This is a genomic window from Halomonas sp. HL-93 (assembly GCF_900086985.1).
In the GTDB taxonomy this organism is placed as follows: Bacteria; Pseudomonadota; Gammaproteobacteria; order Pseudomonadales; family Halomonadaceae; genus Vreelandella.
Genome location: NZ_LT593974.1, coordinates 3,525,917 through 3,552,517 on the forward strand (window position 1 = coordinate 3,525,917; position 26,601 = coordinate 3,552,517).

Genomic DNA, 26,601 nt, shown 5'->3' on the forward strand with positions numbered 1-26,601 from the left:
CTTAACTCGTCATTTGGATACGCACGCGACGGCGCTGGGTGCTAGGGTCGTTCTCAGGATCCACAAAGGTCGTCCAACCAAGCTGGCACGAGCCGGCATCTCCCAAGCACATGGGCTTGACGGCGCTGGGTAATAATTCAAGTTCAAGGTCATAGGCCAGCGGTTCACGCAGCACAAAACTCACCAGTGTTTTCAGCGGGTCGTGCTCTTCACCATCGGGTAAGAAGTCTCTAAAGCGAGACAGGCTCAAGCCTCGTAAGCAAAGCGCGAACTTGCCCTTAACGTCGGCAACACGCTCGCCTACCACTACGTCTTCGCCCAATGTCATACCGGCAAGGCCGGCACGGCTGCGCTGGTCGAGAGGTATATCAACCCAACGCAACACCCACTCATCAACCTCTACCTGATCCAAGTCAAAACAGTGGCCGACAATGCCGCATACCACGTCGGGAGAGCGTGAGCGGCCCGCCAGCAGCCCTGCATAGGCCAGCATCTTGCTCCAGTTGATCGGCGTCTCGCCGCGCAGATCACTATCGGCCAGCCCCACCAACGCAAAGATCGCTGCTGAAAACCCATCTTTGGCATCATCTTGATAACGCACGTAATGGCGGTATTTACGCCAGTTGCGATGCATCAAGGTCAGCAGGCGATGATTAAAAAAATCCAGAAAATCGCCGGCTGAGCCTTCTTGATGTGCCGACTCATGGGCCAGCGCTTCAAGGTAGTAGCTGGGAAGCGGCGACTGAGCCCCTTGCAACCCCAGAAAGCTGACCTTCATCTCATACTGACCACTTTCATTCACCGCCAAGGTCAGTACATCGCTACCTGGAAACCCCAGCGAAGCCGATGCCCTATAACGCACGCGCTGCAGAGAAGGCACGCTACCGCCAGGCCCCTGCTCTAAGTCATCGCCGTGATGACGGTGCAGGAGCTCAACCAATTGGAAAAACTCGTAACGTCGCGCCTCTTGCATCAGAGGCGTTAGCGCTACATCAGAGGCTGCTGCCCCGCCTGTAAGCTCCATGTGTAGCGCTCTTGGTTATGTCGATTAACAACATGCAACTCGTGAAAAGAGTTGATACTTGCGTAAAGAGAGAAAAACCGCGCCAGCACACTGCCGAATAGGTACAGACTGCCCTCGTCACCAAAGGCGTCTTGATCCAACGTCATCACGGATCTTAGGCCGCGTATTGGCATGCCTTTACGCAATCGATCCACCGGCTGCGTTTCAATATCTACAATGCCAGCCCATCTTTTTTGTGCGATGCGCTCTGCCTGACGGTCTACAAGCGCCCGGAAGTCATACGCTCGCAGCACCGAGCACAAGGCATCGCGCTCCAGTAACGAGAGGTAGTTAAGTGATAAATTGGAGATCAGCATCCACAGCAAGCTATCGTCTAATGCTGGACGCAGCACGGGTGTTGGCTGGGTAATGTTACGAAAGTCGGCATAGGCGGGACTGTTTTCAGTCGCCACACACACGTCACCAATGGTCAGCTGTTCCGGCAATTCTCGATTGCTGCAGGTTAACTGCAGCGAGATCGTTTCACGGCTTTCAAGATGTGCCTGCTCGTCGCCTCGCATAAAGGCAATATCGTGGTCGAAACCATCGCTACGCAGACTGTCGCGAACGCGCAAACGGTAATAGAGGGCTTCGCGACCCCGATCACGCTCTATTTGGTGCTGAAAACTTTCAAAAGGAACATAGCGCCGTGGCTCACCTTGATGATCAGCCGAGGCTCGCTCCACCCAACCTTGGACCTGATCCACGCTGAAGACTTCGTAATGCGAAGGGCGGCGGGTGCTGGGCCGCAGGCGATACTCGCTTCGCTCACCGCTCAAGTCGATGGGCTCGGCATCATGGCTAAACAAGTTGATCGCGGGCGTGCAATAAAGCGCTAGGTTTTCGTCTTGCACGCGCACATCTGTCGGCAACGTGCGCGAAAACACAAATCGCAACGTGACCTTTTCCGCGGGCTTGGAAGGTAAGTAATGGTTAAGCCTGGTGACATCGAAAAAGTGAAACGCTTCAGGAAAGCAAAGGTATTCCTGCAAAATGCGATATCCCTGATGCACGTTGCGCGGATAAGGCAACAGTGCTTCATCGCGCTCGAAGCCCACGGCACGCAACGCATTGATGGGGAGTGACTGCTGCTCGCCATCAATGTCCAGCTCTACGCTGGTCAGGTAATGACTAAGCCAGAGATACAGTGTTCTTGCCGTATAGGCATCACCCCCTAAATACAGGCGCAGCGACTCAATTCCCATCGAGTCCATGGGCTGATCGCTATACACATCCATTGCCAACTCGACCACCGACGCTTCGCGTGTATGGCGCGCACTCACCCCGCCATGAGCAAGCGGATAGAGCGTCACTTCGTGACAGGTACGGAATAGACAGGCGGTATTTTCAACAGGCGTGCTAGCAAGTGACGTGCCCCTGGCAACGGGCTGCTGATGGCTTAACGCATGCCATGCCGGTGTAAATTGCACAACCGTCATGCTCGGCACAGGCCGCAGGTAGTTCGGCCACAGCATACTGATAAGCGAGTGGGTAAGCTCCGGAAACTCGTCTTCCACTTTCTCGCGCATACGCCCGGTTAAAAAGGCAAAGCCTTCCAATAACCGCTCTACATCCGGGTCGGTGCTACGCTCAGACAGGAAGCGGCTTAAGCCTGGGTTTGCAGCAGCAAATTCCCGCCCCTGGCGTTTCAGAAAGTTGAGTTCATCACGATAATAGCGATTGAGCATGCGTGCCCCTCAGCTCATCAGTTGAGACACTGATAACGCTTGTTGTTCAGCAACAGATCAATGGTGGTATGAGCACTCGCTTTACCCAGCGCAACCGTGGCATGGACTTGAAAACGCAATTGCAGTGGGTCGCCTGCGCTGGGTAAAGACTCAACATCCACATGCTGCACACGAGGTTCAAAGCGTTCAATACACTGGCGGATTGCCTGTTGAACGCTCAACTCCAGATCGAGCACGCCGATCGTGGCATCGTTAAAATCCAACAACCCTAATTCCGGTGCGCAGGCACAATTTCCCGGATGGCTGTTGAGCAGCTCCACCAGATGATGCTTGATCGACTCAACGACCTCGGCCAGCCGGCTTTCTTCTGCTTGCCACACAGGCGGATGGGGTGCGGCAAGGCGCTCAAACAAACGCGTCCCTAATAAACCATTGCTGTTTGTTGCCATCGTCCGGCCGTCCCTGTTATTCCTTGTCGAGACGTCCGACGAGTGATAGCTCGAAGTTGGCTCCCATGTATTTAAAGTGCGGCCTAACCGCCATTGAGACCTGATACCAACCGGGGTCACCCTCTACATCAGACACCTGAATGGATGCCGCACGAAGAGGACGGCGACTACGTACATCAGCGGGCGGGTTCTCTTGGTCGGCGACGTACTGACGAATCCAGGTATTGAGCTCACGTTCAAGATCCTGGCGCTCCTTCCAGGAGCCGATCTGTTCGCGCTGAAGCACCTTCACGTAATGCGCCAAGCGATTGATAATGAACATATAGGGCAGCTGAGTCCCCAACTTAAAGTTGGTTTCTGCCGCTTTACCCTCGGCGGTATTGGGGAATACCTTGGGCTTTTGCACAGAGTTAGCCGAGAAGAACGCCGCATTATCGCTACCTTTACGCATGGTTAGCGAAATAAAGCCCTCTTCGGCCATTTCGAATTCACGGCGGTCTGTAATCAACACCTCTGTTGGGATTTTGGCTTGTAGCTGACCAAACGCCTCGTAGGTATGAACCGGCAGGTTTTCGACCGCACCACCGCTTTGCGGGCCGATGATATTGGGACACCAGCGGTATTTAGCGAAGCTGTCAGTCAAACGTTCGGCGAGCAAATAGGCAGTATTGCCCCATAAATAATGCTCATGGTCTTCGCTTACCGTTTCCCGGTAATTAAAGGTTTTGACTGGGTTCTCGATAGGGTCGTAAGGGGTACGTAGCAAGAAACGTGGCGCCGTTAACCCCAGGTAACGGGCATCTTCAGATTCACGCAAGCTACGCCAACGGGCGTATTTGGGGCCTTCGAAGATGGCTTTGAAATCTTTGATGTTCGGCAGCTCTTCAAAGCTTTCGATACCAAAGAATGTTGGGGCCACCGATGACATAAAGGGCGCATGCGCCATGGCACCCACGGCAGCGGCATGCTGCAGCAATTTCATATCAGGGGTGGAAGGTGAAAAATCGTAATGCCCGATAATACCCGCTACCGGCTCGCCACCAAATTGGCCATAACCGGCATTGTAGACGTGATGATAGAGGCCACTTTGGCTGATTTCCGGCGCAAACTCGAAGTCTTCAAGCAACTCTTGCTTGGTAGCATGCAAGACATCGAGCTTAATGTTCTCACGAAAGTCGGTCCGGTCGACGAGAAGCTTCAAACCGCGCCAGGCTGACTCTAACTGCTGGAATCCCGGCTCATGCAAAATCTCATCGACTTGATGGCTGATTTTGCGGTCAAGCTCAACGATCATGTTATCAACGAGTGATTTATTAACGCTTGGCGTTGCGTCACTGCCTTTGAGCAGCTCGCCAATAAATGCCGCAACGCCCTGCTTCGCGACGTCATACCCCTCATCGGCCGGCGCCATACGGGTCTGCGCCATCACCTGATCGAGAAGTGAAACCTCCGACTCTGTTTCTGTCGTCGTTGTCTGCTGCTTTGCTGTTTTACTCATCATCCTGCCCCGAATTCGCTGTGCCGTACGCTTGAGTTATCAACTACACTGGACTGGCGCTACTCGCCATCTCCCTTGGCGTCCAGCAGCGCCAGTTCGTCCAGCAGTTGCTGCCGAGCCTCATCGCTCTCCAACAACTTTTGAAGACGCTCACGAAAAGCGGGGACATTGCCCAAGGGGCCTTTCAAGGCCACAAGGGCTTCGCGCAACTCGACCAGTTGACGCAATTCAGGTACTTGTTTGGCGACTGCATCGGGTGAGAAGTCATTCAACGACTTAAAGGATAAATCCACCGCCATATCGCTTGGCTCTTCGCTATCCTCAAGGCGATTAGGCACCGCCGCCTGCAAGGTAAGACCCGCCTCACGCATGACCGACTGAAAGTTATTTTTATCAACAGAAACGGCCTGACGCTCTTCAATCGGCGCCTCTTCCTCTCCGCCTTTAAAGTCCCCCACAACCAGCAACTTTAGCGGCAATTCAGTCTCCGCCTGCTGGTCACCAGTCGCCGGTACATATTTGATATTAATGCGCTCTTTTGGCGCGACGGTGCCTTGTTTAGCCATGGTGGTTCGCCCTACCCTGGAGCCCCTGCGAAAGACTCATTGTGACTGTGAATGGTTATTAATTCCGGGAAAGTAGCGAACTAAACGTCTAAATGCCAACAGGGGTTTTGACTGATAGCAGTCTGCATTCAGCCCATCGGATTACAAAATTTACTTATTTTTTCTGATTTTCGGCGGCGTTAACCACAATATTCACTTAAAAAACACCAAGCCAAAACCTCCATGTAAGAAATTTCTTACAAACGAATCGGCAATGTCTTATAAAAATGAACAGCTTTCTCTTACATAACGCTTAGCTTTTTATCACCAAAAAGAGTCAAGCAGCCGCTTAAATAAACACAAATAAAACTGAGCAACATACTGCCAAAAGAAGCAAAGCGTTGCTTAACACCAGGCAAAAAATTGCCTAATTAAAAATAGCAATAGAATAAAATATTCATAAGACGCTGAATAATAATGAAAATATAATTTGGGCACGTTAGTTGCTATAACTTATCGTCCTTATTGGACACTTTTACTTTCTCGTCAAGGAGCAGACTTATGCCAACACCATGTTATATCAGCATCGAAGGTCAGTCTCAGGGCAACATTACGGCTGGCGCATTCACTCCAGACTCAGTCGGCAATATTTATGTTGAAGGTCATGAAGATGAAATGCTGGTGCAGGAATTCAAGCATGTGGTGACGGTTCCCACCGATCCACAGTCTGGGCAGCCTTCAGGACAGCGCGCACATAAACCTTTTGTGTTTACCGTGGCCCTAAATAAAGCCGTGCCGTTGATGTACAACGCACTGGCATCTGGCGAAATGCTGCCAAACGTTGAGCTTAAGTGGTACCGCACGTCGGTAGAGGGTAAGCAAGAGCACTTCTTCACCACGTCACTAACTGATGCCACCATCGTGGATATCAATTTGCGCATGCCGCATGCCCAAGACATCGCCAAATCTGAGTTTACTCAGCTAATGGATGTATCCCTGTCTTATCGTAAGATTGACTGGGAGCATACCGTCGCGGGCACATCAGGTTCAGACGACTGGCGTGCGCCTGTCGAGAGCTAATCTCTTCGCTATGCGTCGCCTTCACAGGCGACGCATCGGCTTTATCACATCTATCTTAGTGAGCTTCATCCCAGTTATTTCCGCTTTCCGCTTCCACAATGAGCGGCACACTCAACTGCTCGGCTCTTTGCATACGTTGCTGCACCTGCTTGATAAAAGCCTCCACCTGAGCTTCGGCCACTTCAAATACCAATTCGTCGTGTACCTGCATAACCATCAGCGCATCAAAATCACCCTCCGCCAGCCAGGCATCCACATCAATCATCGCCTGCTTGATGATATCCGCAGCGGTACCCTGCATCGGCGCGTTGATGGCGGTGCGCTCAGCGCCTTGTCGACGGTTGCGGTTTTGGGAATGAATTTCCGGTAGATAGAGGCGACGCCCTCTTACCGTTTCCACGTAGCCGTCTTCCGCCGCCTGGGAGCGAATACGCTCCATATAGCGCGCCACCCCTGGATAGCGGTCAAAGTAGCGGTCGATGTAGGTTTGTGCCTGATTGCGCTCGATATGCAGCTGGCGCGATAACCCCCAGGCACTCATGCCATAAATCAGGCCAAAGTTGATCGCTTTGGCGCTGCGTCGCTGGTCTGCAGAAACGTTATCCAGTGAGGTGCCAAATACTTCCGAAGCAGTTGCGGTGTGGATATCGCGTCCCTCGGCAAATGCTTCCAGTAAGCCTTTATCTTCCGACAGGTGCGCCATGATGCGCAGCTCGATCTGCGAATAGTCGGCGGCCACGATGCGATAACCGGGGCGAGCCACAAACGCCTGGCGAATTTTGCGCCCTTCTTCAGTGCGAATGGGGATGTTCTGCAGGTTAGGGTCGGACGATGACAGGCGCCCTGTGGCCGTGACAGCCTGGTGGTAGCAGGTATGCACCCTGCCGGTGGCTTTATTGAGCAGGCGCGGTAGCTTATCGGTGTAGGTGGACTTGAGTTTGGCAAGCCCCCGGTGCTGCATGATGACCTTGGGCAGCGGGTAATCCAGCGCCAGCTCTTCCAGCACCGCTTCTGCGGTCGAAGGAGCGCCTTTGGGGGTCTTTTTGATCACCGGGATTTTCTGTTCTTCAAACAGGATCTGCCCCAGTTGCTTGGGCGAGCCCAGGTTGAACTCGCGCCCTGCTAGCTCATACGCCTGGCTTTCCAGCTCGCGAATACGCGACTCTAACTGCTGACTCTGAGCATGGAGACGCTCAGCGTCCAAAGCTACACCGTTGCGTTCAATGCGTGAAAGAACGCTGACCAGCGGGAGTTCCAGATGGTCCAGCACCTCAGCGAGGCGCCCTTCCCGCTCGACCTGGGGGCGCAAAGTTTCCTGCAGGCGCAGGGTGATATCCACGTCTTCGCAAGCGTACGGGGCCGCTTGCTCAAGGGCGATTTGATTAAAGGTGAGTTGCTTGGCGCCTTTCCCGGCGATGTCTTCAAAGGAAATTGTGCTTTCACCTAGATACTTCAGCGCCAGAGAGTCCATGTCGTGGCGGGTAGCGGTGGAGTTCAGCACATAGGAGGCCAGCATGGTGTCGGCCAGCGGTCCTGCCACGTTGATGGCGTAGTTGGCCAGCACGGAAATATCATACTTGAGGTTCTGGCCGATCTTGGTTTTTTCCGGATCTTCCAGCAGCGGCTTTAACGCCGCCAATACGTCTTTGCGGTCAAGCTGCGCTGGGGCATCCAGGTAGTCATGTGCCACCGGAATATAGGCGGCTTCGCCTGCCTCCAGCGCCAAGCCGACGCCCACAATCTCCGCGTCCATGTAATTCAGGCTGGTCGTTTCAAGGTCAAAGCAGAATCGCTGAGCGCTTTTTAGACGTTCCAGCCACGCATCAAACTCACGCTGGTCTACAATCACGTGGTCGTGGCGATCGCTGGGGGTGGCAACGCTATCATCGGCCGCACTAGCTGGTGCGGGTTCGCCGCCCTTTACGTCATCCACGCCTTGGTCTTTGCCTTCAAGCAGCTCGCCCAGCCACTGCCTGAACTCCATCTCTTTATACAGTTCCACCAGCGCTTCGCGGTCTGGGTGGGCGATGTCCAGGTCGTCAAGCCCAACGGGCAAATCGCAGTCAATTTTGATTGTGGCGAGCTGGTAAGACAGAAACGCCTGCTCACGGTTTTCCTCAAGCTTCTTGGGCAGCGTTTTGGCGCCCCGGAATGACAGCGTTTTTATCCGCTCCAAATCGCCGTAAATAGTATCTAACCCCCCGCCCATGCCCTGTAGTAGACCAATGGCCGTTTTCTCCCCCACTCCGGGTACGCCAGGAATGTTATCTACCTTGTCGCCCATCAAGGCGAGGAAATCGATAATCAGCGCGGGCGGCAGGCCAAATTTTTCTTCTACCCCCGCTTCATCAAGGGTTTCCTCTTTCATGGTATTGACCAGCGTAATATGCGCGTTGACCAGCTGCGCCATGTCTTTATCGCCGGTGGAGATCACCGCATCGCGGCCTGCCTGGGTGGCGTGGTGGGCCAGAGTGCCGATCACATCGTCCGCTTCAACCCCCTCAATGCACAACAGTGGCAAACCGAGGGCCTTCACACAGGCGTGCAGCGGCTTGATTTGGCTGCGCAAGTCATCGGGCATCGGCGGGCGATGCGCCTTGTATTCGCTATACAGTTCGTCGCGAAAGGTTTTGCCCGGCGCGTCAAACACCACCGCCATGGGGCTTTCGGGATAATCTTTTATCAGCCGTTTGAGCATGTTCAACACACCCTTCACGGCACCCGTCGGCTGGCCGTTAGACGTCGTTAGTGGCGGCAGCGCATGAAAAGCGCGATATAGGTACGAGGAGCCATCGACAAGCACGATCGGAGCACGGGCCATAACCAAATTCCATTGTTAGCAAACGGTAAGAAAGTCTACTCGCTATGATACGCGTTCAGCGCCCACGCTGCAGACTCAACATAGTTCGAAAGCATTCTTCAAAATGACACAACGCTGCCAACTGACGCAGCAAGCCGCTACAATAATGGGCTTAGCAACCTGGGCGAGATTCTCATGGCTGTATTCACCCCGCTTAGCGACGCACAGGTCGCTACGTTTTTAGAAAAGTTTGATGTAGGCAGTTTCGTATCGCTACAGGGCGTGGCGGCTGGCACCGAAAATTCGACCTTCTTTGTGACCACTGACCGCCGCGAATTGGTATTGACCCTGTTCGAACAAGGCGAGCATGCCGAGCTGCCGTTTTTTGTCGAGTTATTAGACTATCTGGATGAACATCGCCTGCCGGTCCCCGGCACAGTGCACGACCGCGACGGCGTTGCGCTGCACAGCCTGGCCGATAAGCCAGCACTATTGTTCCCACGCTTGCCGGGGCGTCATCCGGAAGCCCCCAACCTTGCCCAGTGCCGGGCACTGGGCGATACCCTGGGACGGATGCACGTGGTTTCAAAGCGCTTCCCAGGCCACCGCCCCAATCCGCGTGATCTGCATTGGCTGCAAGCCATGCACCACAAGGTATTGACCTATTTAAGCCCTGACGACCAAACGTTAATGAAAGACGAGGTCGATGATTTTGAAAGCGCCTTCGCCAAGCACGATGAGCTGCCCCAAGGGGCGCTGCACGGCGACTTATTTCGTGACAACACGCTGTTTGAGGGCGACAAGCTTGGCGGCATCATCGATTTTTACAATGGCTGCACGGGGGACTTGCTGTTTGACCTAGCCATTGTGATTAACGACTGGGCCTCCAATGAAGACGGCACGCTGAATGGCGAATGCTATACGGCCATCCTGAGCGCCTATCAGTCGCGTCGCCACTTAAATGCAGACGAGCAAGCATTGTGGCCGACCATGCTGCGCATGACCGCATTGCGCTACTGGCTGTCGCGGTTACTGGTTGTTTACGTGGACCCGCCCGCCCACGATTTGACCCCCCATGACCCCGAACGCTTTCGTACCATTTTAAAAGCGCGCATCGCCCACGGGGCGCTGCCGCTTCCTGAGGCGTCTTCATGAAAGAAACGACCACTATCAACTCCTCGGCCCAACGCGCTCGGCGCACCTGGAATATCGACCAGTGGGGAAGTGGTTACTTCGACGTGGATGAGCTTGGTCAAGCGTTGGTGCGTCCTTTAGGCACTGATGCCGATGGCCCAGCGCTACCGCTGAGCGGCCTAGTGCGCCAGCTGCAGAAAGCCGGGTTACGCCTGCCGGTACTGGTGCGCTTTAGCGATATCCTGCACGATCGCGTTGAGCAACTATGCGGTGCCTTTGACATCGCCATGCAGGATTTTGACTATCAGGGAGGCTATACAGCCGTTTACCCCATCAAGGTCAATCAGCAACGTCGCGTCGTGGAGGAAATTTTAGCCACCGCCGAACGTGGTAACGGCCGCGTAGGATTGGAAGCGGGCAGCAAGCCTGAATTGCTGGCAGTGCTTGCCCTCTCGGAGGGCGGCTCCTCGCTGATCGTTTGCAATGGTTATAAAGACCGCGAATATATCCGCTTGGCGCTGCTGGGCGAGAAGCTTGGCCACCGGGTTTACCTGGTGGTAGAAAAGCTATCAGAGCTCGACATCATTCTTGAAGAGGCTCGCGAGCTGGATGTGACGCCGCGCATCGGCCTGCGCGCCCGGCTTGCCTCGGTGGGCAAAGGCAAATGGCAAAATACCGGCGGTGAAAAATCCAAGTTCGGCCTCACCGCCAGCCAGATTCTCACCGTTGTGGATACCCTGCGCACCCAGGAGGCGCTCGAAAGCCTGCAGCTTGTGCACTTCCACCTTGGCTCGCAGATCGCCAATATCCGCGATATTCAGCGGGGCCTACGTGAGTGTGCTCGGTTCTATCAGAACCTGCTAAGCCTGGGCGCCCCGATTGATACTGTCGACGTGGGCGGAGGCCTGGGCATTGATTACGAAGGCACCCGATCACGCAGTGACTGCTCTGCCAACTATTCAATGCGCGAGTATGCGCGTAACGTGGTTAATGCCTTTGCCCAGTTGTGTCAGGACGCCAACCTGCCCCAGCCACACCTGATTAGCGAATCCGGCCGAGCACTGACTGCCCATCATGCGGTGCTGATTACCAACGTGATCGGTGACGAACGCATCGACGTTACCCCACCCGAGCGCTCTCAGCAGGACGACCCTCAAGTGGCGGCGCTATGGCGAGTCTTTGAGCAGTTGGCCGAAACCCAAGAGCCGCGCGTGCTAGTGGAAGCGTGGCATGATTTATTCCAGGCCGTCAGCGAGCTGCAAGACCGCTTTGTGATGGGACTCAGCAATATTAACGCCCGCGCTGAAGGTGAACGTCTCTACATGGCGGCGTGCGCAAGACTGCGCAACCAGTTGGACACGCGCAACCGCGCTCACCGCGACATCATTGATGAACTTGCCGAGAAACTGGCTGACAAGCTATTCGTCAACTTCTCGCTGTTCCAGTCGGTACCGGACGTATGGGGCATTGAGCAGATATTCCCGGTGCTGCCGTTAAGCGGTCTGGATCAGCCCCCTACCCGCCGTGCCGTCATCCAGGACATCACCTGCGATTCCGATGGCCGCATCGATAACTATGTAGACGGGCAGGGAGTTGAAAGTACTCTACCGATTCCTGAGTGGGCAACCGACGATGAGCGCTGGCTAGGTTTTTTCCTGGTGGGTGCCTATCAGGAAATTTTGGGTGACTTGCACAACCTGTTCGGCGATACCGACTCGGTAGATGCCGCCCTTGGTCCCGATGGCGAATGGCAGCTATCCAACGCCCAAGCCGGTGACACGGTGGCTGCGGTGCTTGCCTACGTCAATTTCGATGCCCGGGTATTAAAACAAAAACTCACCGAGCAGCTCATCGCGAGCGGCTTTTCTGCCCAGGAGCAGGCGCGCTTTGCTGCCAGCCTGAGCGAAGGGTTAGAAGGCTACACCTACCTAGAGTAGAGCGGGTATCAGCCCCGTTAACCAACGAGCAGGCCACCGCAGAGCGGTGGCTTTTTTATGCTGCCCTGTGTGAATAGCATTTAGCGACTTGGCTTAATCGCCCACGATCACTCAATCACGCTAGTGGTAATCTCCAAACCACCGGTGAGCGTCAAACGCAGCGTGGCACCCCGCGGCAGCTCACCCACTCCAGAAGGCGTTCCCGTTAAAATGACGTCCCCAGCTTCGAGAGTAAAGTGGCGACTCATTTCCGCTAGCAGGGTGGGAATGGTAAAAATCATATCGGCCCCCTCACCGTGCTGACGCTCTTCACCATTGATTTCCAGCGTAAAGGCCAGGGCATTCCAATTGGGCACACGGCTAAGCGGTAAAAACGGCGAGAGTGGGCAGGCGCCGTCAAATGCTTTGGCAATCTCCCAGGGGTGGCCTTTCTCTTTTAACTGGGTTTGTACATCGCGCAGCGTTAAGTCAAGCCCCAGCCCCAGGCCGGTGATCGCCTCACTCGCTTCATCTGGTGTCGCGTCACAGATGGTTTTACCTACCAATAGGGCTATCTCCACCTCGTAGTGGATATCGCCACGATTAAACGGTGGTGAAAGCGGTTGCTGGATATCCACGACACTGGACGCCGGCTTGATAAACAACAGTGGCTCACTGGGGATAGGGTTATCTAACTCTTTAGCGTGGTCAGCATAGTTGCGACCAACACACACAACTTTGCCTAACTCATGGGGGAACGCTTGGCCATCGGTAAATTGAGGAACAAAACGCATGATGGGGTCACTCCTTAAGATGCGCACAGGGGCAGGCGCACCAGTCTACCCCACCCATGCGATTGTTCCACACTTGACGTTGGCTAATCAGGTTTACTTAGCCAACGACCAAGCGTCGTCAGGCGCGTGCGCCAGAAAGTCCGGGCGCTCCTTTGGTGCTGCAAAAGGCGCACGGCAGCGGTTATCCAGACGGTTAAACACAAAGAACACATTGCTGCGCGGGTCAGGCGACAGGTTGGCGTTTGATGCGTGCAGCGTATTGCAGTCAAACAGCAATAGCCCGCCTGCTTTGCCCTTGGGCGCCTCAATACCATGCTCATCGACCAGTGCTGCCAGCGCTTCTTCGCTTGGCACACCGACTTCCTGAGCTTTCAACGAGCTTTTGTGGTTATCCTCGGGTGTTTCGCCCAAGCACGGCACGAATTTTTTGTGCGACCCGGGGATCAACATCAAGGGGCCATTAAATTCGTGGTTGTCCGTCAAAATGAGCGATGCACTCACCGCATGCATGTTGGGCATGCCATCTTCAGCGTGCCAGGTTTCAAAGTCCGAGTGCCAGTTAAAGCCCTTACCGGCAAACCCAGGCTTATAGTTAATGCGCGACTGATGCACGTAAGGGTCATCGCCAATGATTTGCCGAGCGGCGCCCGCCAGCCGCTCATCACGTGCCAATTCCCCAAAACGCTTGGAGAGAAAATGCACCGCAAACAGCGAACGGATTTCCTGGCTCTCCGGCTCGGTGACACTAAAAGGCTTATCCCGATAACCCTCATGGTTCATTAACGCCTGCATCTCCCGACACAGCTCATCAAGCTCTGCACCGGTGATCAGGTTAGGAATGAACAGAAACCCTTTGCGTTCGAACTCGTCGAGTTGCGCTTGGCTTAATGGCCCTGTCAATTGCCGACCTTTCACCACCGCCTCCTGGCGCGGTTGCCAGAGTGAAGCCGGGGCTTCAGCCAACCGAGATGGATAAGGATCCTTTACCATCGTGGGCTGGGCAGACGGCATGTCCGTCATGTCGCTGTACTGCTTATGCGCGTTCACAACATTGAGAGGTGTGTTGCTGACTGTCATCTAATCCACTCCTTGTATGATTAGGTTTCAGATCGAATGGCGCACGGTTCAAACGTCGTGCAGGGAGTAGCCTAGACAACTTGAATTTCCCCGCAAGGAGTGATTCACGGTTTGATAACGCAGGTTACGTGAAAAAAATTGAAGGGTTATCAGGAACGCTTTTAAGCGAGGCTTGGCAGGATTGTGTTGATCGACACGCACACAAAAAGTCGTCTACGTGAGGTCGTGGGAAGAAAATTTATGCCAATGGCGAGGCCCAACGTGCACTTGGCACGGCGAGGAGATACGTGTGGGTCTGGCGCATAGCGTCGAGAAGGTTTGCTGCGCTCTGTTCTGGTGACGTCTTGCCATAAGCCTCTCAGCGAACCATTATCGCTGTCGCATATAGCCCAATAATGCCCTTTGGACACTGAGTTGCACTTTCTGTTTTTTACCAGTTCGGGGCTCTCTTGAAACAACCGGAGCTTTGTTTTTTCTTGGTCGAAATACTTATAGCGTTTTAATCAGGAATAGAGTTCCAAATAGCGATTTTTGGAAGGTAGAAGATGCTGGCGACACAGGTCAGCCAGGCGCTCGCGGTCCTCATCACGAATGGCTTCAATCATCAATTCGTGCTCGCGACGAGCTTGAGCGAGGGCGTCGCGGTCAGTGATCGCGATGAAGCGGATGCCGTGGGCTTTCTGGGCGAACTCGTTGATGGTGGTGTACAGATAGGTATTCCCGCACGCCCGGAACAGGGTGCGGTGGAACGCGATGTTCATATGAAATACTTGGCGAAGGTCGTGGGCATACACGGCCTCGCTATGCTGTTGGTGGACCGCTTCCAGTTCAGCTAGCCATTCCGGCGGAGCTGGCAAGGGCAGCTTGTTGACGGCGGCCAACTCGAGAATCTCGCGCATCGCGTAGATATCCTCAACCTCATCCGGCGGATAGCTTCTGACGAAGGCGCCCCGGTTTTTGATGCGCTCCGTCAGGCCGATGCTATCGAGTTGGAAGAGCGCCTGACGGACGACGTGCCGCTTGCAGTTAAAGCGTTCCATCATGGTTTCTTCGACCAGCCGCTCGCGGGGGTGCAGGCGGCCGAGCACAATATCCTCTTCTACAGCAGCCACGATGTCGCTGACACCGTGGGCAGGTTTAGAGGCTTGGGTCTCGGCACCGCGTGTGGACGGCTGTGCGATTCGGCTCATGATCGGTTTCTCAGCCTCCATGGCAGGGCATATGGCTTAGGAGTGTACCAAACTCGTCTTCAGGCTTCATGCTGCCTTGGAACCCGGCAGGTGGGCGCTGGCCGGCAGACGCGAAAGTCGCACCCTTCTTCAGCTTGAAGGATCTGCTCCATAAACAGGCGCCGATAGCCCAATAGCGGTGCCTCGCTCGTCTCGGTCTTGAAAGCCTTCCGTCGCGCTTCAAGCTCCGTGTCATCCACTTCCAGGCTAAGCCGATTGTTGCTGACATCCAGCGATATGACGTCGCCATCGCGCACCAGTCCTAGTGGGCCGCCCTCGGCAGATTCCGGGGAAACATGGAGCACGACGGTACCGGCTGCGGTGCCACTCATACGTCCATCGGAGATGCGCACCATGTCTTTGACACCCTGGGCGGCCAGCTTCTTGGGGATCGGGATGTAGCCCGCTTCGGGCATGCCCGGTGCGCCCTTGGGGCCAATATTCTGCAGTATCAGCACGTCGTCAGCGTGGACATCCAGATCCGGGTCGTCGATGCGGTTTGCCAGGTCCTCAAGCCCGGTGAACACCACGGCGCGGCCGCGATGGGTCATCAACTCGGCCGAGGCGGCCGACTGCTTGATGATGGCACCGGAGGGGGCCAGATTGCCGCGCAACACCGCGATGCCACCCTGGGCATAGATGGGGCTTTGCTTGGGCCGCACGATCTTCTGGTCGATGAGGTGCACGGCATCATCGATGTTTTCACCTAATGTTTGGCCGTTGATGGTCATGGCATTCAGGTGCAATAACGGTTTTAGCTCGCGCAGCAGGGTGGGCAGACCACCGGCGCGATGCAGATCCTCCATGTAACCTTCTCCCGAGGGTTTGAGGTCCACCAGTACGGGGGTTTCCTGGCTCATACGGTCGAAGGCCTCAAGGTCGATGTCGATGCCCAGTCGCCCGGCGATGGCGGTCAAGTGAATCAATGCGTTGGTGGAACCGCCTAACGAGAGCAGAACTCGCAGGGCATTCTCGAAAGCCTCCGGGGTCAGAATCTGATCGGGGGTAACACCGGCCCGCGCAAGGGCCACGGCCTGGACGCCGGACTGTTCGGCAATGCGTTGCCGGTCGGCATAGACCGCCGGTGCGGTGGCGCTGTTGGGCAGCATGATGCCCAGCGTTTCCGCCAGGCAGGCCATGGTACTGGCGGTACCCATTACCGAGCAGGTGCCCACAGTGGGGACCAGCTTGTCGTTGACTTCGTTGATCTCCGCCTCGTCGATGTCCTTGCCGCGATAGGCAGCCCAGTAGCGGCGGCAGTCAGTGCAGGCGCCGACGCGTGTACCGCGGTGTGAGCCAGAGAGCATGGGGCCGGTGACAACCTGGACCGTCGGAACGCCAGCACTGGCGGAGGCCATCAACTGGGCGGGCACGGTCTTGTCGCAGCCGCCAATCAGTACCACGGCATCCATCGGCTGGGCGCGAATCATCTCCTCAGTATCCAACGCCATGAGATTGCGCAGGTACATGCTGGTGGGGTTGGCGAAGGACTCATGGAGGGTGATGGTCGGAAAGTCGACCGGCAGGCCGCCCGCGAGCATCACACCGCGTTTTACGCTCTCGACTAACCCCGGCACGTTACCGTGGCAGGCGTTGTAGCCGCTATAAGTATTGGCAATGCCAATGACCGGACGTGAGAGCGCGTCATCTGTATAACCCATGCCTTTGATAAAAGCCTTGCGCAGGAACAGTGAAAAGTCGGCATCGCCATAGCTGGTCAGGCGGTTGGACATACCCAGAGCCGGGCCTTCGTTACCTTGCTTGGGAGGGTGGCTGCCTTTGCTGTTGTGTTGGGAGTCCTGGCTCATCGCGGTTTCCTCAATGTTGTTCGTGGCTTGTCGGAGGTCCGTTTGCTACGGGTCTTGAACGCTAGGCTAGGCGGTAAAAATCGGCTTGGCAAGATTATTAATAATATTATTGACAATAATGTTGATAGCCAACTAAGTTGGATCATGCAAGCACGCCTTGCATGACGATGTGCAACACAACGACAAACAGCACGTGAGGAAATGACCATGCCAATTCGTAGCGCTTACCCCGCCGCTCTGCTATCCGCTCTGATGCTCTCCGGGGCGGCCCAGGCCGAATATTCAGCCACTGATGAAATCAAAGTCCTGCAAGGTTTTAAGGCGGGGGGAGGCAGTGACACGCTGGCTCAGTTGACCCAGCCGTTCTTGCGCGAGTCGCTGGATGTGGAATTTATTAATGAGTACATACCCGGGGCCACCGGGGGGATAGCCTGGACTCGCCTTGCCAAACAATCAGCTAAAGATGGCAGCGTGATCAGCATCACGAACACGCCGATGTTGATGACCAATTACATAATGAATGAAGACATCAACTACTCGATAGACGAGTTGACCCCCATCGCCAACGTGGTGACCGATCCAGGCATCATCGTGGTGCCGGAAGAGAGTCCATACGAAACACTGGAAGATTTTCTGGCGGCTGCTGAGGAAAGCCCCGGTGAGATTACTGTGGCGAACTCAGGCGTTGGCGGGGATGACTTCTTCTCCACCATCATGATTGAGAAGGCGACCGGCCTGTCCTTCCAGAAGGTACCTTTCCAGGGCGATGGCCCATCCGCGACGGCGGCCCTGGGTGAGAAAGTCGATGCCAGCTTCAACAACCTTGGCAATGTCTATGGGCATATCAAGTCGGGCAGTTTGCGCCCGCTGGCGGTATTCACCGAAGAGCGCCTGGATATCCTGCCTGATGTGCCCACCATGGTGGAAAACGATATCGATGTGGTGGCGGGTTCGTCACGCGGTTACAGCGCACCAGCGGGTATTCCGGATGAGGCTCGTGATGAGCTTATCGCTGCATTCGAAGCGTTAAAAGACGATGAGGAGTTCCAGAAGACCGCTCAGGAACGCGCTATGAACCTCGACATCCAGACCGGTGATGACTACGGCCAGATGATGCAGGACATGGAAGGTCAGTTCGAAGAAATCTGGGACGATGTAAAAGATGAGGTCGAACAATAAGGCGCTAAGTTGGAGGCACAATACGGCGTTCGAGAAGGGGGTGTGAGATGAACAAAAGTCGACTGGTATTGGGGGTTTTTGCGATTGGCTTGGCAGTGACCTTCTATGTGATTGCGCTTGGCTACCCCAATAAGGCAGCAAACATGCCTCTTATCTATTCGGTCGTCGTGGCCTTGCTAGGCGCGGCAATGGTGGGTCAGGAGGTCGTCGGCACGCTGCGTCACCGCAAGGTGTCGGCCGATGGGGCCACGGTCTCGTCCACTGAAGACGCCGCGGAGGAGACACTCGTCAACGGGCCGGAAAGCCGTAAGCCATGGAAGGCCATGCTGATCTTTCTGTTGGCCGCCGTATATCTCTACAGCATTTCAATACTGGGGTATCTGGCGGCCACGGTTGGCTTCATGGTGGCAGCGTTGGCGATCATTGGCCACGTGTCATGGCGCTTTGCCGCTATCGGCATTGTGTTGCTGGTGGCGGTGGTGTGTGCGGTTTTTATCGGTTTTCTGGGGTTACCTGTGCCGTTACTGCCGCCCTTGCTGGCTTTATAACGATACTCGCGCACTCGTCCCCCGGCTCGCCGCATAACAACTTGGAAGAGCGGGGAACGAGTGCCTGACGAAGGCTTTTGGAGTCTAGTCATATGGAAAATCTTGTTTTAGTGGGCCTGACGAACGTCATCTCGTTCACCAATATTGCCCTGATTTTAGGCGGAACGCTGCTTGGGATGTTCGTAGGTGCTATGCCTGGGCTCTCGGCGACCATGGCGCTTGCGCTGTTGCTTCCCCTCACCTTCGGCATGGACCCAGCTTCGGGGCTCAGCATGTTGGCGTCACTCTATGTCGGGGCCTCTTATGGCGGCTCAATTGCCGCTATTTTGTTGCGCACACCCGGCACCCCCTCGGCTGCCGCGACGGTACTCGATGGTTTTCCGCTGTCGCAGCAGGGGCAGGCGGGCAAGGCGCTGGGGGTGTCGCTGTTTGCCTCGTTCGCCGGTGGCCTGATGAGCGGTATCGCGCTGCTTACCGCCGCCCCCTTGCTTGGCGTTTTAGTGCTCAAGTTTGGCCCCATCGAACTATTCGCGATTGCCGTGCTGGGAATCACGATTATCGGCTCGCTTTCTCAAGGCTCGGTGGTTAGCGGGTTGCTGTCAGGGGCGCTGGGGTTATTGGTAAGCACCGTGGGCATGGACCTGATTACCGGTACACCACGGATGACCTTTGGCCTGATCAACCTGTTTTCTGGCATCGAGTTTACGGTGGCGTTAATCGGACTGTTCTCGATTCCCCAAGCGCTCATTCTGATCGAGAACGCCCACGGGACTCAGAAGGTCGCCAGCAAAATCAAGGATAGGTTGATTCCGCCGCTGGCAGAGATGCGTCGCTTATTGCCCAATATCTTTCGTTCCGGCGGTATTGGCATTATCACCGGTCTGATTCCGGGAACCGGTGGTGATACCGCGAGTTGGTTTGCCTACAACGAGGCTAAGCGCTTTGCGAAAGACAAAAGCCGTTTCGGCAAGGGGGATATCGCCGGGGTCGCCGCTCCTGAATCGGCTAACAATGCGGTGGTGGGCGGGGCCTTGATCCCGACCATCGCCCTGGGCATTCCGGGCAGCTCCTCTACCGCTATTTTATTGGGCGCCCTGATGGTGCAAGGCATTTTGCCTGGCCCTAACTTGCTGACCGATTACGGTGACGTGACCTACACCCTGATCTGGGCGGTGATCTTCGCCAACATCGGGTTATTACTGGTAGGGCTTCTGTTCACCCGGCTATGCGTTGGCGTGACGCGAGTGCCGGATAGCTTCCTTGCCTGCTCGATTATTACGCTGTGTGTGATCGGTGCCTTTGCCATCAATAACAGCTTGTTCGACGTTGGGCTGATGCTCGGTTTTGGGCTATTCGGTTACTGGCTGAACCGGGCGGGTGTGTCACCGGCGCCGATGGTGATCGGGCTGATTCTCGGGCCGGTGATGGAAAACAGCTTCCAGCAGTCGATGCTGATTGGGAATGGCAACTTTGGCATCTTTTTGACTAGCCCGATTGCCGTGGTGTTGTTCTGTATTGCCGCCTTCTCGGTACTGCAGGCGACCCCGTTTTTCCGCTGGCTGCGTGGCACGCTGCGCGGTCGAACTCAGGCAGAGTGATCTCTCTTCACGTTAAGGATTTGTGATGACAACAATAACGGAAGTGCGTGCGCGTACGGTCAATGTACCGCTGGATAACCCCACCAGCTTCTCCAATCGTCAGGTGCTTAAGCGCGACTACGTGCTGGTGGAAGTGGTGGGCGATGATGGCCATGTGGGCATTGGGTTTTGCTATGGCGGCAACAATGCGGGCTCACTGGTCGCCAATGCCGTAAGAGAATTGCTGAAACCTGTATTGGTCGGGGCGGACGCTCATGCGACAGAGGCACTGTGGCAGGCGATGTATCAGGAATCGCTGCTGCATGGCCGCAGCGGTTCGGTGATGCGTGCCATCAGTATTTTGGATACCGCGCTTTGGGATCGTAACTCCCGGGCAGCCAAACTGCCGCTCTATAAGTACCTGGGTGCCAGCGATACTCACAGCGTGCCCGCGTATGCCAGCGGGGGCTACTACCTCGATGGCAAGACGCCCGCGATGCTCGGTGAAGAAATGGCCGGCTACGTGGCAAAAGGTTTCACGGCGGTGAAGATGAAGGTGGGCCGCGAAGACCTGGCAGGCGAGGAAGCGCGGCTGGCGGCGGTGCGCGAGGCGGTAGGTCCCAATGTGCAAGTGATGATGGATGCCAACAATGCCTGGCGGGATCTGCCGTCGGCGCTGGCCTTTATGCGCATGGCTGAACCCTACGACCCGTTCTGGATCGAGGAGCCGTTTAGCCCCGACGACATCGATAATCATCGCCGCTTGGCCGAGCGCACGCCGGTGCCAGTTGCCACGGGTGAAATAGAGGCGGGCCGCTGGCGCTTCAAGGAGTTGCTGGATAAGGAGGCGGCCATGATTCTACAGACCGATGCCGCGGTGTGTGGTGGCATCACCGAGTTTCGGCGTATTGCGGCAACGGCGGCAAGCTTCGGGGTGGATATTTATCCTCATTGGTTCCACGATCTGCATATCCATCTGGTGGCCTCGGCACCCAACGTGAAGATGGTCGAGTTCTTTGCCGATGATCAAGTGCTTAATTTCAGGCGCCTGGTGGATACACAGTTGAAGTTTGTCGATGGCCAGCTATTGCTACCCACCAACCCCGGGCTTGGCTTCGGTTTTGACCAGGCTGCACTTGAGCGCTACGCCATCGAACCTTGGCAATAACCGCCTTACAACAAGGAGAATGTCATGTCTCAAGCGAGCGGAGACGTTTGGTCACCGGTGATCACCCCCTTCGGCGCCGATCTCGCGCCGGATCGGCAGCGTTTTGTGTCGCATTGCCAGTGGCTGACCTCAAACGGCGTCGGCTTGGCCGTGTTCGGCACCAACTCCGAAGCCAACTCCATGACAGTGGGTGAAAAGCAGGCGTTGTTGCATGCGTTGGTGGATGGCGGTATCGACCCCGCCAGGCTCATGCCCGGCACCGGCAACTGCGCGATTGATGACGGCGTATCGCTTACCCGCACAGCGGTTGAAGCGGGCTGCGCCGGTGTACTGATGCTACCGCCGTTTTATTACAAGGGCGTCAGCGACGAGGGTTTGTTCCGCTTCTACAGCGAGGTAATCAACCGCGTTGCTGATTCGCGCCTGCGCATCTACCTCTATCATATCCCGCCGGTCACTCAGGTGCCGCTCTCGCTGGAACTGATCGAGCGTTTACGCAACGCCTTTCCCGGCGTTATTGCTGGCATCAAGGATAGCGGTGGTGACTGGGCCCATACCCAGGTGCTGAGCGAGCGCTTTGCGGGGCAGGATTTTGCCGTCTACGCCGGTAGCGAACGGTTTCTGTTGGATACCCTGCGGGCAGGCGGCGCGGGCTGCATTAGCGCGACTGCCAACGTCAACCCAGCGGCCATCGTTGCGTTGGCGCGGCATTGGCAGGAAAGCGACGCCGACGAGCGTCAGCAGCGCCTTAACGTGGTGCGCGACCTGTTTGAACAGTATCCGCTAATTCCTGCCATGAAGGCGGCGACGGCGTATTTTTCGGGAATCGACGATTGGCAGCGCTTGCGCCCGCCCTTGGTAGAGCTTGATAACCAGCGTACCGCCGAGCTTGTATCGTCGCTTAAAGCGACGGGATTTGAGATGCAGGGTGTGGGTGAGGCGCGCCATGGCTGAGCAGACGAAACCGTGGCGTATTGTCGCCGTACGCCGGCTCAGCGAGGCCCAGCGTGCGGCGCTTTCCGAAATTGCTGAGGTCGACTACTTCGAGGACGTAAACGCATCCAACCATGCCGACTTTATGATAGCGCTTTCCAAGGCCCATGGCCTGATCGGCGGCAAACTGGAACTCAGCGACGCGATGTTAGCCCAGGCGCCCGTGCTACAAGTGGTTGCCACTATTTCGGTAGGCTATGACCATCTGCCGCTTGAAGCGCTGAATCGGCGCGGCATCCTGCTTTGTAATACACCCGATGTGCTGACGGAAACCACCGCCGATACGGCGTTTGCGCTGATCATGGCGACTCAGCGGCGTCTGGTAGAGCTTTCCAATCTTGTCCGTGAAGGCGGCTGGCAGGCGCATATTGGCCCCGAGCACTTCGGCGTTGATGTGCACGGCAAAACCCTGGGTATCGTGGGGGCAGGGCGCATTGGCGCGGCGATTGCCCGGCGCGGGGCATTGGGCTTCGGCATGCCCATCCTTTATACGGCTGCATCGCCCAAATCGGCGCTTGAGCAAGAACTAGGCGCCAAGCGTTGTGACCTTAATGAACTGTTATCTCAAGCCGATATTGTCTGCTTAAGTGTGCCTTACAATGCCGATACCCATCACCTGATTGACGCGGGTGCCCTGGCGCGGATGAAGCCAACGGCGGCGCTCGTTAACGTGGCCAGAGGTAAAGTAGTGGATGAACCCGCACTGATTGAGGCGCTTCGCTCTGGCCTAATTCGTGCTGCAGGGCTCGATGTATTCGCCGAGGAGCCATTGCCTACTGATTCGCCGCTGGCCTCCATGGCCAATGTGGTGGCCGCCCCGCATATTGGCTCGGCAACCCATGAAACGCGTGACGCCATGGCCCAGCTGGCGGTGGATAATCTGCTGGGTGCGTTGGCTGGCAGCGGCCCGCTTACCGCCGTTAATGAGCGTTTCTGGCGGCGGTCTGCGGCGACTGAGGAAACATGATGCCCCGCCGCCTGAAGCATATCCTAAGCCTTGATGATTTCGAACGGGCCGCCCGGCGGCATTTGCCGCGGCCTTTGTTTGGCTATGTGGCAAGCGTGGCCGAAGATGGCGCTACCGCCCGAGCCAGTCGGGAGGCCTTCGATAACTATGTGTTTCTGCCTCGGGCGCTGGTCAATGTTTCCGATGTATCGATGGAAACCGAGCTGTTTGGTCAACGCTATGCCTACCCGTTTGGCATCGCACCCATGGGCATTAGTGCGCTAACGGCTTATCGGGGTGACAAGGTGCTGGCGCGGGCCGCGGCCGATGCTGGCATTCCCATGATCGTCAGCGGCACTTCGCTGATTCCCATGGAGTCGCTGGCTGGACCCGACGGCTCGGATTGGTTCCAGGCCTATCTGCCCGGAACGGGAAAGGAAATTGATGCCCTGCTGGCGCGTGTCGAAAAGGCCGGATTCAGCAAGCTGGTGATCACGGTGGATTATGCCGTACCGCCCAACCCTGAAAACCACCGGCGCGCGGGGTTCTCCTCGCCACTGCGCCCCAGCCTCCGGCTTGCCTGCGATGGCTTGCTGCGGCCACGGTGGCTATTCGGGACCTTCTTAAAGACATTGTGGCACCACGGCGTGCCGCACTTCGAGAATAACGCCGCAACGCGTGGCGTGCCGGTGTTGGCAAAGAACGTGAACCGGGATTTCTCGGGCCGTCGGCATCTCGATTGGTCGACCCTTGATCGGGTACGGGCGCGCTGGGAGGGCAAGCTGATAGTCAAAGGTATCCTCCACCCTGACGATGCGCGGCGGGCCGTCAGCGCCGGTGCCGATGGGGTAATTGTCTCCAACCATGGTGGCCGGCAGTTGGATGCCACCGTGGCGCCGTTGACCATGCTGCCCGAGGTGGTGGAGGCGGTCGATGGTGCGGTGCCGGTGATGATCGACGGCAGCTTCCGGCGTGGCAGCCAGGTGCTCAAGGCGTTGTCGTTGGGCGCCAGCTTCGTGTTTCTGGGCCGACCCTTTAATTATGCGGCCAGCATCGCGGGTGAAGGTGGCGTGAAGAAAGCTGTCATGCTGCTTGGGAATGAAATAGAGCGAAATATGGCGTTACTTGGCGTAACAAGCCTGGAAGGGTTAACTAGCCACTTATTACGTAAAAATTAAACTACTCTTTCCAGGAAACGATGCCATTGCTACTAGGTACCGTACATACAAGAGAACTACGTAAAAGCAAAAAGCCGCCCTAGAAGGCGGCCTTCAAAATTCTGTAAAGTGCTATTTTTAAACCACTTCTTAGTGGTGCCGACACCAGGAGTCGAACCCGGGACCTACTGATTACAAGTCAGTTGCTCTACCAACTGAGCTATGTCGGCTACACGCATTGTCGGCAATGGCTGGGGTACCAGGATTCGAACCTGGGAATGCCGCTACCAAAAAGCGGTGCCTTACCACTTGGCGATACCCCAGCAGTGTGGTGGCCAGAGACGGAATCGAACCGCCGACACGGGGATTTTCAATCCCCTGCTCTACCAACTGAGCTATCTGGCCGCTGCCAACGGTGCGTATTAAACAAGAATCTCGGCTTTTCGTCAACTCCTTTATAAAACTTTCCGCCTTGTCGGCAAGTTACGTGGCTTGCGTCGGTGGCACATAACCTTCGGCCTGGTCGGTTTCCTGGTTATCGAAAAAACGCTGCATCTGTTCCATCAGATAGGCGCGTGCCTCGGGGTCTAACATGTTGAGGTGCTTTTCGTTGATCAAGCGCGTTTGCAGGGCTTGCCAGTCTTCCCAGGCCTGCTTTGATACGGTTGCCTGGATTTCCTGGCCCTGCTTACCTGGCAATGGTGGGAACGGCAGTGCTTCAAGCTCTTTTTGATACTTGCGGCAAAATACGGTCTGCGTCATGGGTAGGCTCCTAAATTCAGCGGTTACCAAGCGGGTTAAGCGTGCCCTGGCGTTGACGTGAGTGAGAAAGGCGCGAGTTGATTGATCAGTAACTTCACTGGGGCGGCCAGGCCGACCTCAGACGGTTGGCTTGGATCGTACCAGGCCCCTTTTTCTCGCACGCCCTTCAGCCTATCGCAACTGACCGGCTGCGGGGTAATCGCTAAGCGAAAATGGCTGAAGGTATGCTGAAAACACGCTAACGTTGGCGCGCGTTCAGGTGCTTCTACGTTCGAATCTAGCCACGTAGTAAGTTCGCTTTGACTATCGAACTGAGGCAGGCTCCAAAGCCCGCCCCAAAGGCCGCTTGCCGGGCGTTGCTCAAGCCACACTCGCCCGTCGGGATCGTGCAGCAACAACATGATGGTTTCCCGTGTAGGCAAGGGCTTCTTCGGCTTTGATTCAGGATAGCGCTTTGTCTCACCCTGGGCGTAGGCTAGGCAGACGTCATTGAACGGGCAGTGCTCGCACAGCGGCATGCTTCGCTTACATAGCGTGGCACCAAAATCCATCATCGCCTGGGTGTAATCAGCCAGGCGTGTCTCCGGCGTGTAATAGTCAGCAAGCGCCCACAGTTTGCGCTCAACGGCTGGCTTGCCGGGCCAGCCCGGTACCGCATGCAAACGCGCCAGCGACCGCTTGACGTTACCGTCCAGAATCGCAGCGCGCTGGCCGGTGCTCTGCGCGATAATCGCGCCTGCGGTTGAGCGGCCAATCCCCGGCAGTGCGATAAGTGATTCGACGCTATCGGTAGGCAATTCACCTCCATGCGCTTCCACCGCCATCTGTGCCGCCTTATGCAGGTTGCGCGCTCGAGCATAGTAGCCAAGGCCGGTCCACAGGTGCAGGACTTCGTCCTGCGGCGCCTTCGCCAGTGCTTCCAAGCTAGGAAACCGCGCCATAAAGCGTTCAAAATAAGGGATGACCGTGGTCACCTGGGTCTGCTGCAGCATGATTTCCGAGACCCAGACGCGATAGGCGCTACGCGGTGACTGCCAGGGCAAATCATGGCGACCGTAGCGGTCAAACCAGTCAAATAGTCGCTGTTGAAACACCTCTGCGGCCAGCCGCGGCGCGGGCATGTCCGTCATGCAAGCTCCTTAATCACGCGTTGTACTGATATAAAAAAGCGCCGGTGCAAGACCGGCGCT

General features: G+C 56.1%; 22 protein-coding genes and 3 tRNA genes. 10 read left to right on the top strand and 15 right to left on the bottom strand.

The window, feature by feature from the left end:
* Window position 1 precedes the first annotated feature (1 nt).
* From tssG to tssB, 5 genes are read right to left on the bottom strand one after another with little or no spacing between them, the layout of a single operon-like run.
* Entirely contained in the window at window positions 2-1,024 is a 1,023-nt protein-coding gene (tssG, locus tag GA0071314_RS16290) for a type VI secretion system baseplate subunit TssG (RefSeq protein WP_074397609.1), read from the bottom strand.
* Window positions 988-2,751 carry a type VI secretion system baseplate subunit TssF gene (gene tssF, locus GA0071314_RS16295; protein ID WP_074397610.1) on the bottom strand — a complete coding sequence of 588 codons (1,764 nt, stop codon included), beginning with the start codon at window positions 2,749-2,751 and terminating at the stop codon, window positions 988-990. The genes tssG and tssF overlap by 37 nt, the downstream gene beginning before the upstream one ends.
* Before the next feature lie 17 nt (window positions 2,752-2,768).
* Complete coding sequence (gene tssE / locus GA0071314_RS16300) at window positions 2,769-3,200, bottom strand: type VI secretion system baseplate subunit TssE (protein WP_074397611.1); 432 nt, start codon at window positions 3,198-3,200, stop codon at window positions 2,769-2,771.
* Window positions 3,201-3,216: 16 nt separating this feature from the next.
* Window positions 3,217-4,698 (bottom strand): type VI secretion system contractile sheath large subunit, encoded by a 1,482-nt coding sequence (gene tssC, locus GA0071314_RS16305; RefSeq protein WP_074397612.1) that lies wholly within the window; start codon window positions 4,696-4,698, stop codon window positions 3,217-3,219.
* A 59-nt stretch (window positions 4,699-4,757) separates the two neighbouring features.
* Window positions 4,758-5,264: a type VI secretion system contractile sheath small subunit gene (gene tssB / locus GA0071314_RS16310; protein ID WP_074397613.1), complete on the bottom strand. Its 507-nt coding sequence runs from the start codon at window positions 5,262-5,264 to the stop codon at window positions 4,758-4,760.
* A gap of 540 nt (window positions 5,265-5,804) precedes the next feature.
* Here tssB and GA0071314_RS16315 point away from each other — a divergent pair.
* Window positions 5,805-6,323: an Hcp family type VI secretion system effector gene (locus tag GA0071314_RS16315; protein ID WP_074397614.1), complete on the top strand. Its 519-nt coding sequence runs from the start codon at window positions 5,805-5,807 to the stop codon at window positions 6,321-6,323.
* 55 nt (window positions 6,324-6,378) lie between these two features.
* On the opposite strand, the gene polA is transcribed toward GA0071314_RS16315, so the two are convergent.
* Window positions 6,379-9,144: a DNA polymerase I gene (gene polA, locus GA0071314_RS16320; protein WP_074397615.1), complete on the bottom strand. Its 2,766-nt coding sequence runs from the start codon at window positions 9,142-9,144 to the stop codon at window positions 6,379-6,381.
* Window positions 9,145-9,318: 174 nt separating this feature from the next.
* Between polA and GA0071314_RS16325 the strand changes: the two genes are divergently transcribed.
* Window positions 9,319-10,278, top strand: coding sequence for a homoserine kinase (locus GA0071314_RS16325; RefSeq protein ID WP_074397616.1), 960 nt, complete (start codon window positions 9,319-9,321; stop codon window positions 10,276-10,278).
* Window positions 10,275-12,194: a biosynthetic arginine decarboxylase gene (speA, locus tag GA0071314_RS16330; protein WP_074397617.1), complete on the top strand. Its 1,920-nt coding sequence runs from the start codon at window positions 10,275-10,277 to the stop codon at window positions 12,192-12,194. Before GA0071314_RS16325 ends, speA begins: the two co-directional genes overlap by 4 nt.
* A gap of 107 nt (window positions 12,195-12,301) precedes the next feature.
* Here speA and GA0071314_RS16335 read toward each other — a convergent pair whose 3' ends face one another.
* The 4 genes from GA0071314_RS16335 to GA0071314_RS16350 form a co-directional block, all read right to left on the bottom strand.
* Window positions 12,302-12,967: a fumarylacetoacetate hydrolase family protein gene (locus GA0071314_RS16335; protein ID WP_074397618.1), complete on the bottom strand. Its 666-nt coding sequence runs from the start codon at window positions 12,965-12,967 to the stop codon at window positions 12,302-12,304.
* 93 nt (window positions 12,968-13,060) lie between these two features.
* Entirely contained in the window at window positions 13,061-14,044 is a 984-nt protein-coding gene (thpD, locus tag GA0071314_RS16340) for an ectoine hydroxylase (RefSeq protein WP_074397619.1), read from the bottom strand.
* Between the two features lie 503 nt (window positions 14,045-14,547).
* Window positions 14,548-15,234 carry a GntR family transcriptional regulator gene (locus tag GA0071314_RS16345; protein WP_074397620.1) on the bottom strand — a complete coding sequence of 229 codons (687 nt, stop codon included), beginning with the start codon at window positions 15,232-15,234 and terminating at the stop codon, window positions 14,548-14,550.
* A gap of 59 nt (window positions 15,235-15,293) precedes the next feature.
* Window positions 15,294-17,081 (bottom strand): IlvD/Edd family dehydratase, encoded by a 1,788-nt coding sequence (locus tag GA0071314_RS16350; protein WP_082934284.1) that lies wholly within the window; start codon window positions 17,079-17,081, stop codon window positions 15,294-15,296.
* Between the two features lie 207 nt (window positions 17,082-17,288).
* Between GA0071314_RS16350 and GA0071314_RS16355 the strand changes: the two genes are divergently transcribed.
* The 7 genes from GA0071314_RS16355 (at window position 17,289) to GA0071314_RS16385 (ending at window position 24,670) form a co-directional block, all read left to right on the top strand.
* On the top strand, window positions 17,289-18,260 hold the full coding sequence (locus GA0071314_RS16355; RefSeq protein WP_074397621.1) for a Bug family tripartite tricarboxylate transporter substrate binding protein: 972 nt from the start codon (window positions 17,289-17,291) through the stop codon (window positions 18,258-18,260).
* 47 nt (window positions 18,261-18,307) lie between these two features.
* The gene (locus GA0071314_RS16360) at window positions 18,308-18,808 is read left to right on the top strand and encodes a tripartite tricarboxylate transporter TctB family protein (protein ID WP_074397622.1); all 501 of its coding nucleotides are present in this window, start codon (window positions 18,308-18,310) and stop codon (window positions 18,806-18,808) included.
* Between the two features lie 92 nt (window positions 18,809-18,900).
* Window positions 18,901-20,406 carry a tripartite tricarboxylate transporter permease gene (locus tag GA0071314_RS16365; RefSeq protein WP_074397623.1) on the top strand — a complete coding sequence of 502 codons (1,506 nt, stop codon included), beginning with the start codon at window positions 18,901-18,903 and terminating at the stop codon, window positions 20,404-20,406.
* A gap of 25 nt (window positions 20,407-20,431) precedes the next feature.
* Window positions 20,432-21,553 carry a mandelate racemase/muconate lactonizing enzyme family protein gene (locus tag GA0071314_RS16370; protein ID WP_074397624.1) on the top strand — a complete coding sequence of 374 codons (1,122 nt, stop codon included), beginning with the start codon at window positions 20,432-20,434 and terminating at the stop codon, window positions 21,551-21,553.
* 24 nt (window positions 21,554-21,577) lie between these two features.
* Window positions 21,578-22,507: a dihydrodipicolinate synthase family protein gene (locus tag GA0071314_RS16375; protein ID WP_074397625.1), complete on the top strand. Its 930-nt coding sequence runs from the start codon at window positions 21,578-21,580 to the stop codon at window positions 22,505-22,507.
* On the top strand, window positions 22,500-23,513 hold the full coding sequence (locus GA0071314_RS16380) for a 2-hydroxyacid dehydrogenase (RefSeq protein ID WP_074397626.1): 1,014 nt from the start codon (window positions 22,500-22,502) through the stop codon (window positions 23,511-23,513). The genes GA0071314_RS16375 and GA0071314_RS16380 overlap by 8 nt, the downstream gene beginning before the upstream one ends.
* A complete protein-coding gene (locus GA0071314_RS16385) occupies window positions 23,513-24,670 on the top strand; it encodes an alpha-hydroxy acid oxidase (protein ID WP_231896473.1) in 1,158 nt (385 codons plus the stop codon). The genes GA0071314_RS16380 and GA0071314_RS16385 overlap by 1 nt, the downstream gene beginning before the upstream one ends.
* A 133-nt stretch (window positions 24,671-24,803) precedes the next feature.
* Here the strand turns inward: GA0071314_RS16385 and GA0071314_RS16390 are convergent.
* The 5 genes from GA0071314_RS16390 to mutY form a co-directional block, all read right to left on the bottom strand.
* Window positions 24,804-24,879, bottom strand: a tRNA-Thr gene (locus tag GA0071314_RS16390).
* Window positions 24,880-24,897: 18 nt separating this feature from the next.
* Window positions 24,898-24,972, bottom strand: a tRNA-Gln gene (locus GA0071314_RS16395).
* A 6-nt stretch (window positions 24,973-24,978) separates the two neighbouring features.
* Window positions 24,979-25,054: transfer RNA gene (locus tag GA0071314_RS16400), tRNA-Phe, on the bottom strand.
* 78 nt (window positions 25,055-25,132) lie between these two features.
* Window positions 25,133-25,411 (bottom strand): oxidative damage protection protein, encoded by a 279-nt coding sequence (locus GA0071314_RS16405; protein ID WP_074397628.1) that lies wholly within the window; start codon window positions 25,409-25,411, stop codon window positions 25,133-25,135.
* A gap of 35 nt (window positions 25,412-25,446) precedes the next feature.
* Entirely contained in the window at window positions 25,447-26,541 is a 1,095-nt protein-coding gene (gene mutY, locus GA0071314_RS16410; protein WP_074397629.1) for an A/G-specific adenine glycosylase, read from the bottom strand.
* Window positions 26,542-26,601 lie beyond the last annotated feature (60 nt).

Bases quoted from the DNA above. Each gene is read 5' to 3' on its own strand.
- GA0071314_RS16355 (WP_074397621.1), top strand. From the start codon at position 17,289: ATGCCAATTCGTAGCGCTTACCCCGCCGCTCTGCTATCCGCTCTGATG.
- polA (WP_074397615.1), bottom strand. From the start codon at position 9,144: ATGGCCCGTGCTCCGATCGTGCTTGTCGATGGCTCCTCGTACCTATAT.
- speA (WP_074397617.1), top strand. From the start codon at position 10,275: ATGAAAGAAACGACCACTATCAACTCCTCGGCCCAACGCGCTCGGCGC.
- thpD (WP_074397619.1), bottom strand. From the start codon at position 14,044: ATGACAGTCAGCAACACACCTCTCAATGTTGTGAACGCGCATAAGCAG.
- GA0071314_RS16370 (WP_074397624.1), top strand. From the start codon at position 20,432: ATGACAACAATAACGGAAGTGCGTGCGCGTACGGTCAATGTACCGCTG.
- tssE (WP_074397611.1), bottom strand. From the start codon at position 3,200: ATGGCAACAAACAGCAATGGTTTATTAGGGACGCGTTTGTTTGAGCGC.
- mutY (WP_074397629.1), bottom strand. From the start codon at position 26,541: ATGACGGACATGCCCGCGCCGCGGCTGGCCGCAGAGGTGTTTCAACAG.
- GA0071314_RS16315 (WP_074397614.1), top strand. From the start codon at position 5,805: ATGCCAACACCATGTTATATCAGCATCGAAGGTCAGTCTCAGGGCAAC.
- GA0071314_RS16385 (WP_231896473.1), top strand. From the start codon at position 23,513: ATGCCCCGCCGCCTGAAGCATATCCTAAGCCTTGATGATTTCGAACGG.
- GA0071314_RS16350 (WP_082934284.1), bottom strand. From the start codon at position 17,081: ATGAGCCAGGACTCCCAACACAACAGCAAAGGCAGCCACCCTCCCAAG.
- GA0071314_RS16345 (WP_074397620.1), bottom strand. From the start codon at position 15,234: ATGAGCCGAATCGCACAGCCGTCCACACGCGGTGCCGAGACCCAAGCC.
- GA0071314_RS16405 (WP_074397628.1), bottom strand. From the start codon at position 25,411: ATGACGCAGACCGTATTTTGCCGCAAGTATCAAAAAGAGCTTGAAGCA.
- GA0071314_RS16360 (WP_074397622.1), top strand. From the start codon at position 18,308: ATGAACAAAAGTCGACTGGTATTGGGGGTTTTTGCGATTGGCTTGGCA.
- tssF (WP_074397610.1), bottom strand. From the start codon at position 2,751: ATGCTCAATCGCTATTATCGTGATGAACTCAACTTTCTGAAACGCCAG.
- GA0071314_RS16375 (WP_074397625.1), top strand. From the start codon at position 21,578: ATGTCTCAAGCGAGCGGAGACGTTTGGTCACCGGTGATCACCCCCTTC.
- tssG (WP_074397609.1), bottom strand. From the start codon at position 1,024: ATGGAGCTTACAGGCGGGGCAGCAGCCTCTGATGTAGCGCTAACGCCT.
- GA0071314_RS16380 (WP_074397626.1), top strand. From the start codon at position 22,500: ATGGCTGAGCAGACGAAACCGTGGCGTATTGTCGCCGTACGCCGGCTC.
- tssC (WP_074397612.1), bottom strand. From the start codon at position 4,698: ATGAGTAAAACAGCAAAGCAGCAGACAACGACGACAGAAACAGAGTCG.
- tssB (WP_074397613.1), bottom strand. From the start codon at position 5,264: ATGGCTAAACAAGGCACCGTCGCGCCAAAAGAGCGCATTAATATCAAA.
- GA0071314_RS16365 (WP_074397623.1), top strand. From the start codon at position 18,901: ATGGAAAATCTTGTTTTAGTGGGCCTGACGAACGTCATCTCGTTCACC.
- GA0071314_RS16335 (WP_074397618.1), bottom strand. From the start codon at position 12,967: ATGCGTTTTGTTCCTCAATTTACCGATGGCCAAGCGTTCCCCCATGAG.
- GA0071314_RS16325 (WP_074397616.1), top strand. From the start codon at position 9,319: ATGGCTGTATTCACCCCGCTTAGCGACGCACAGGTCGCTACGTTTTTA.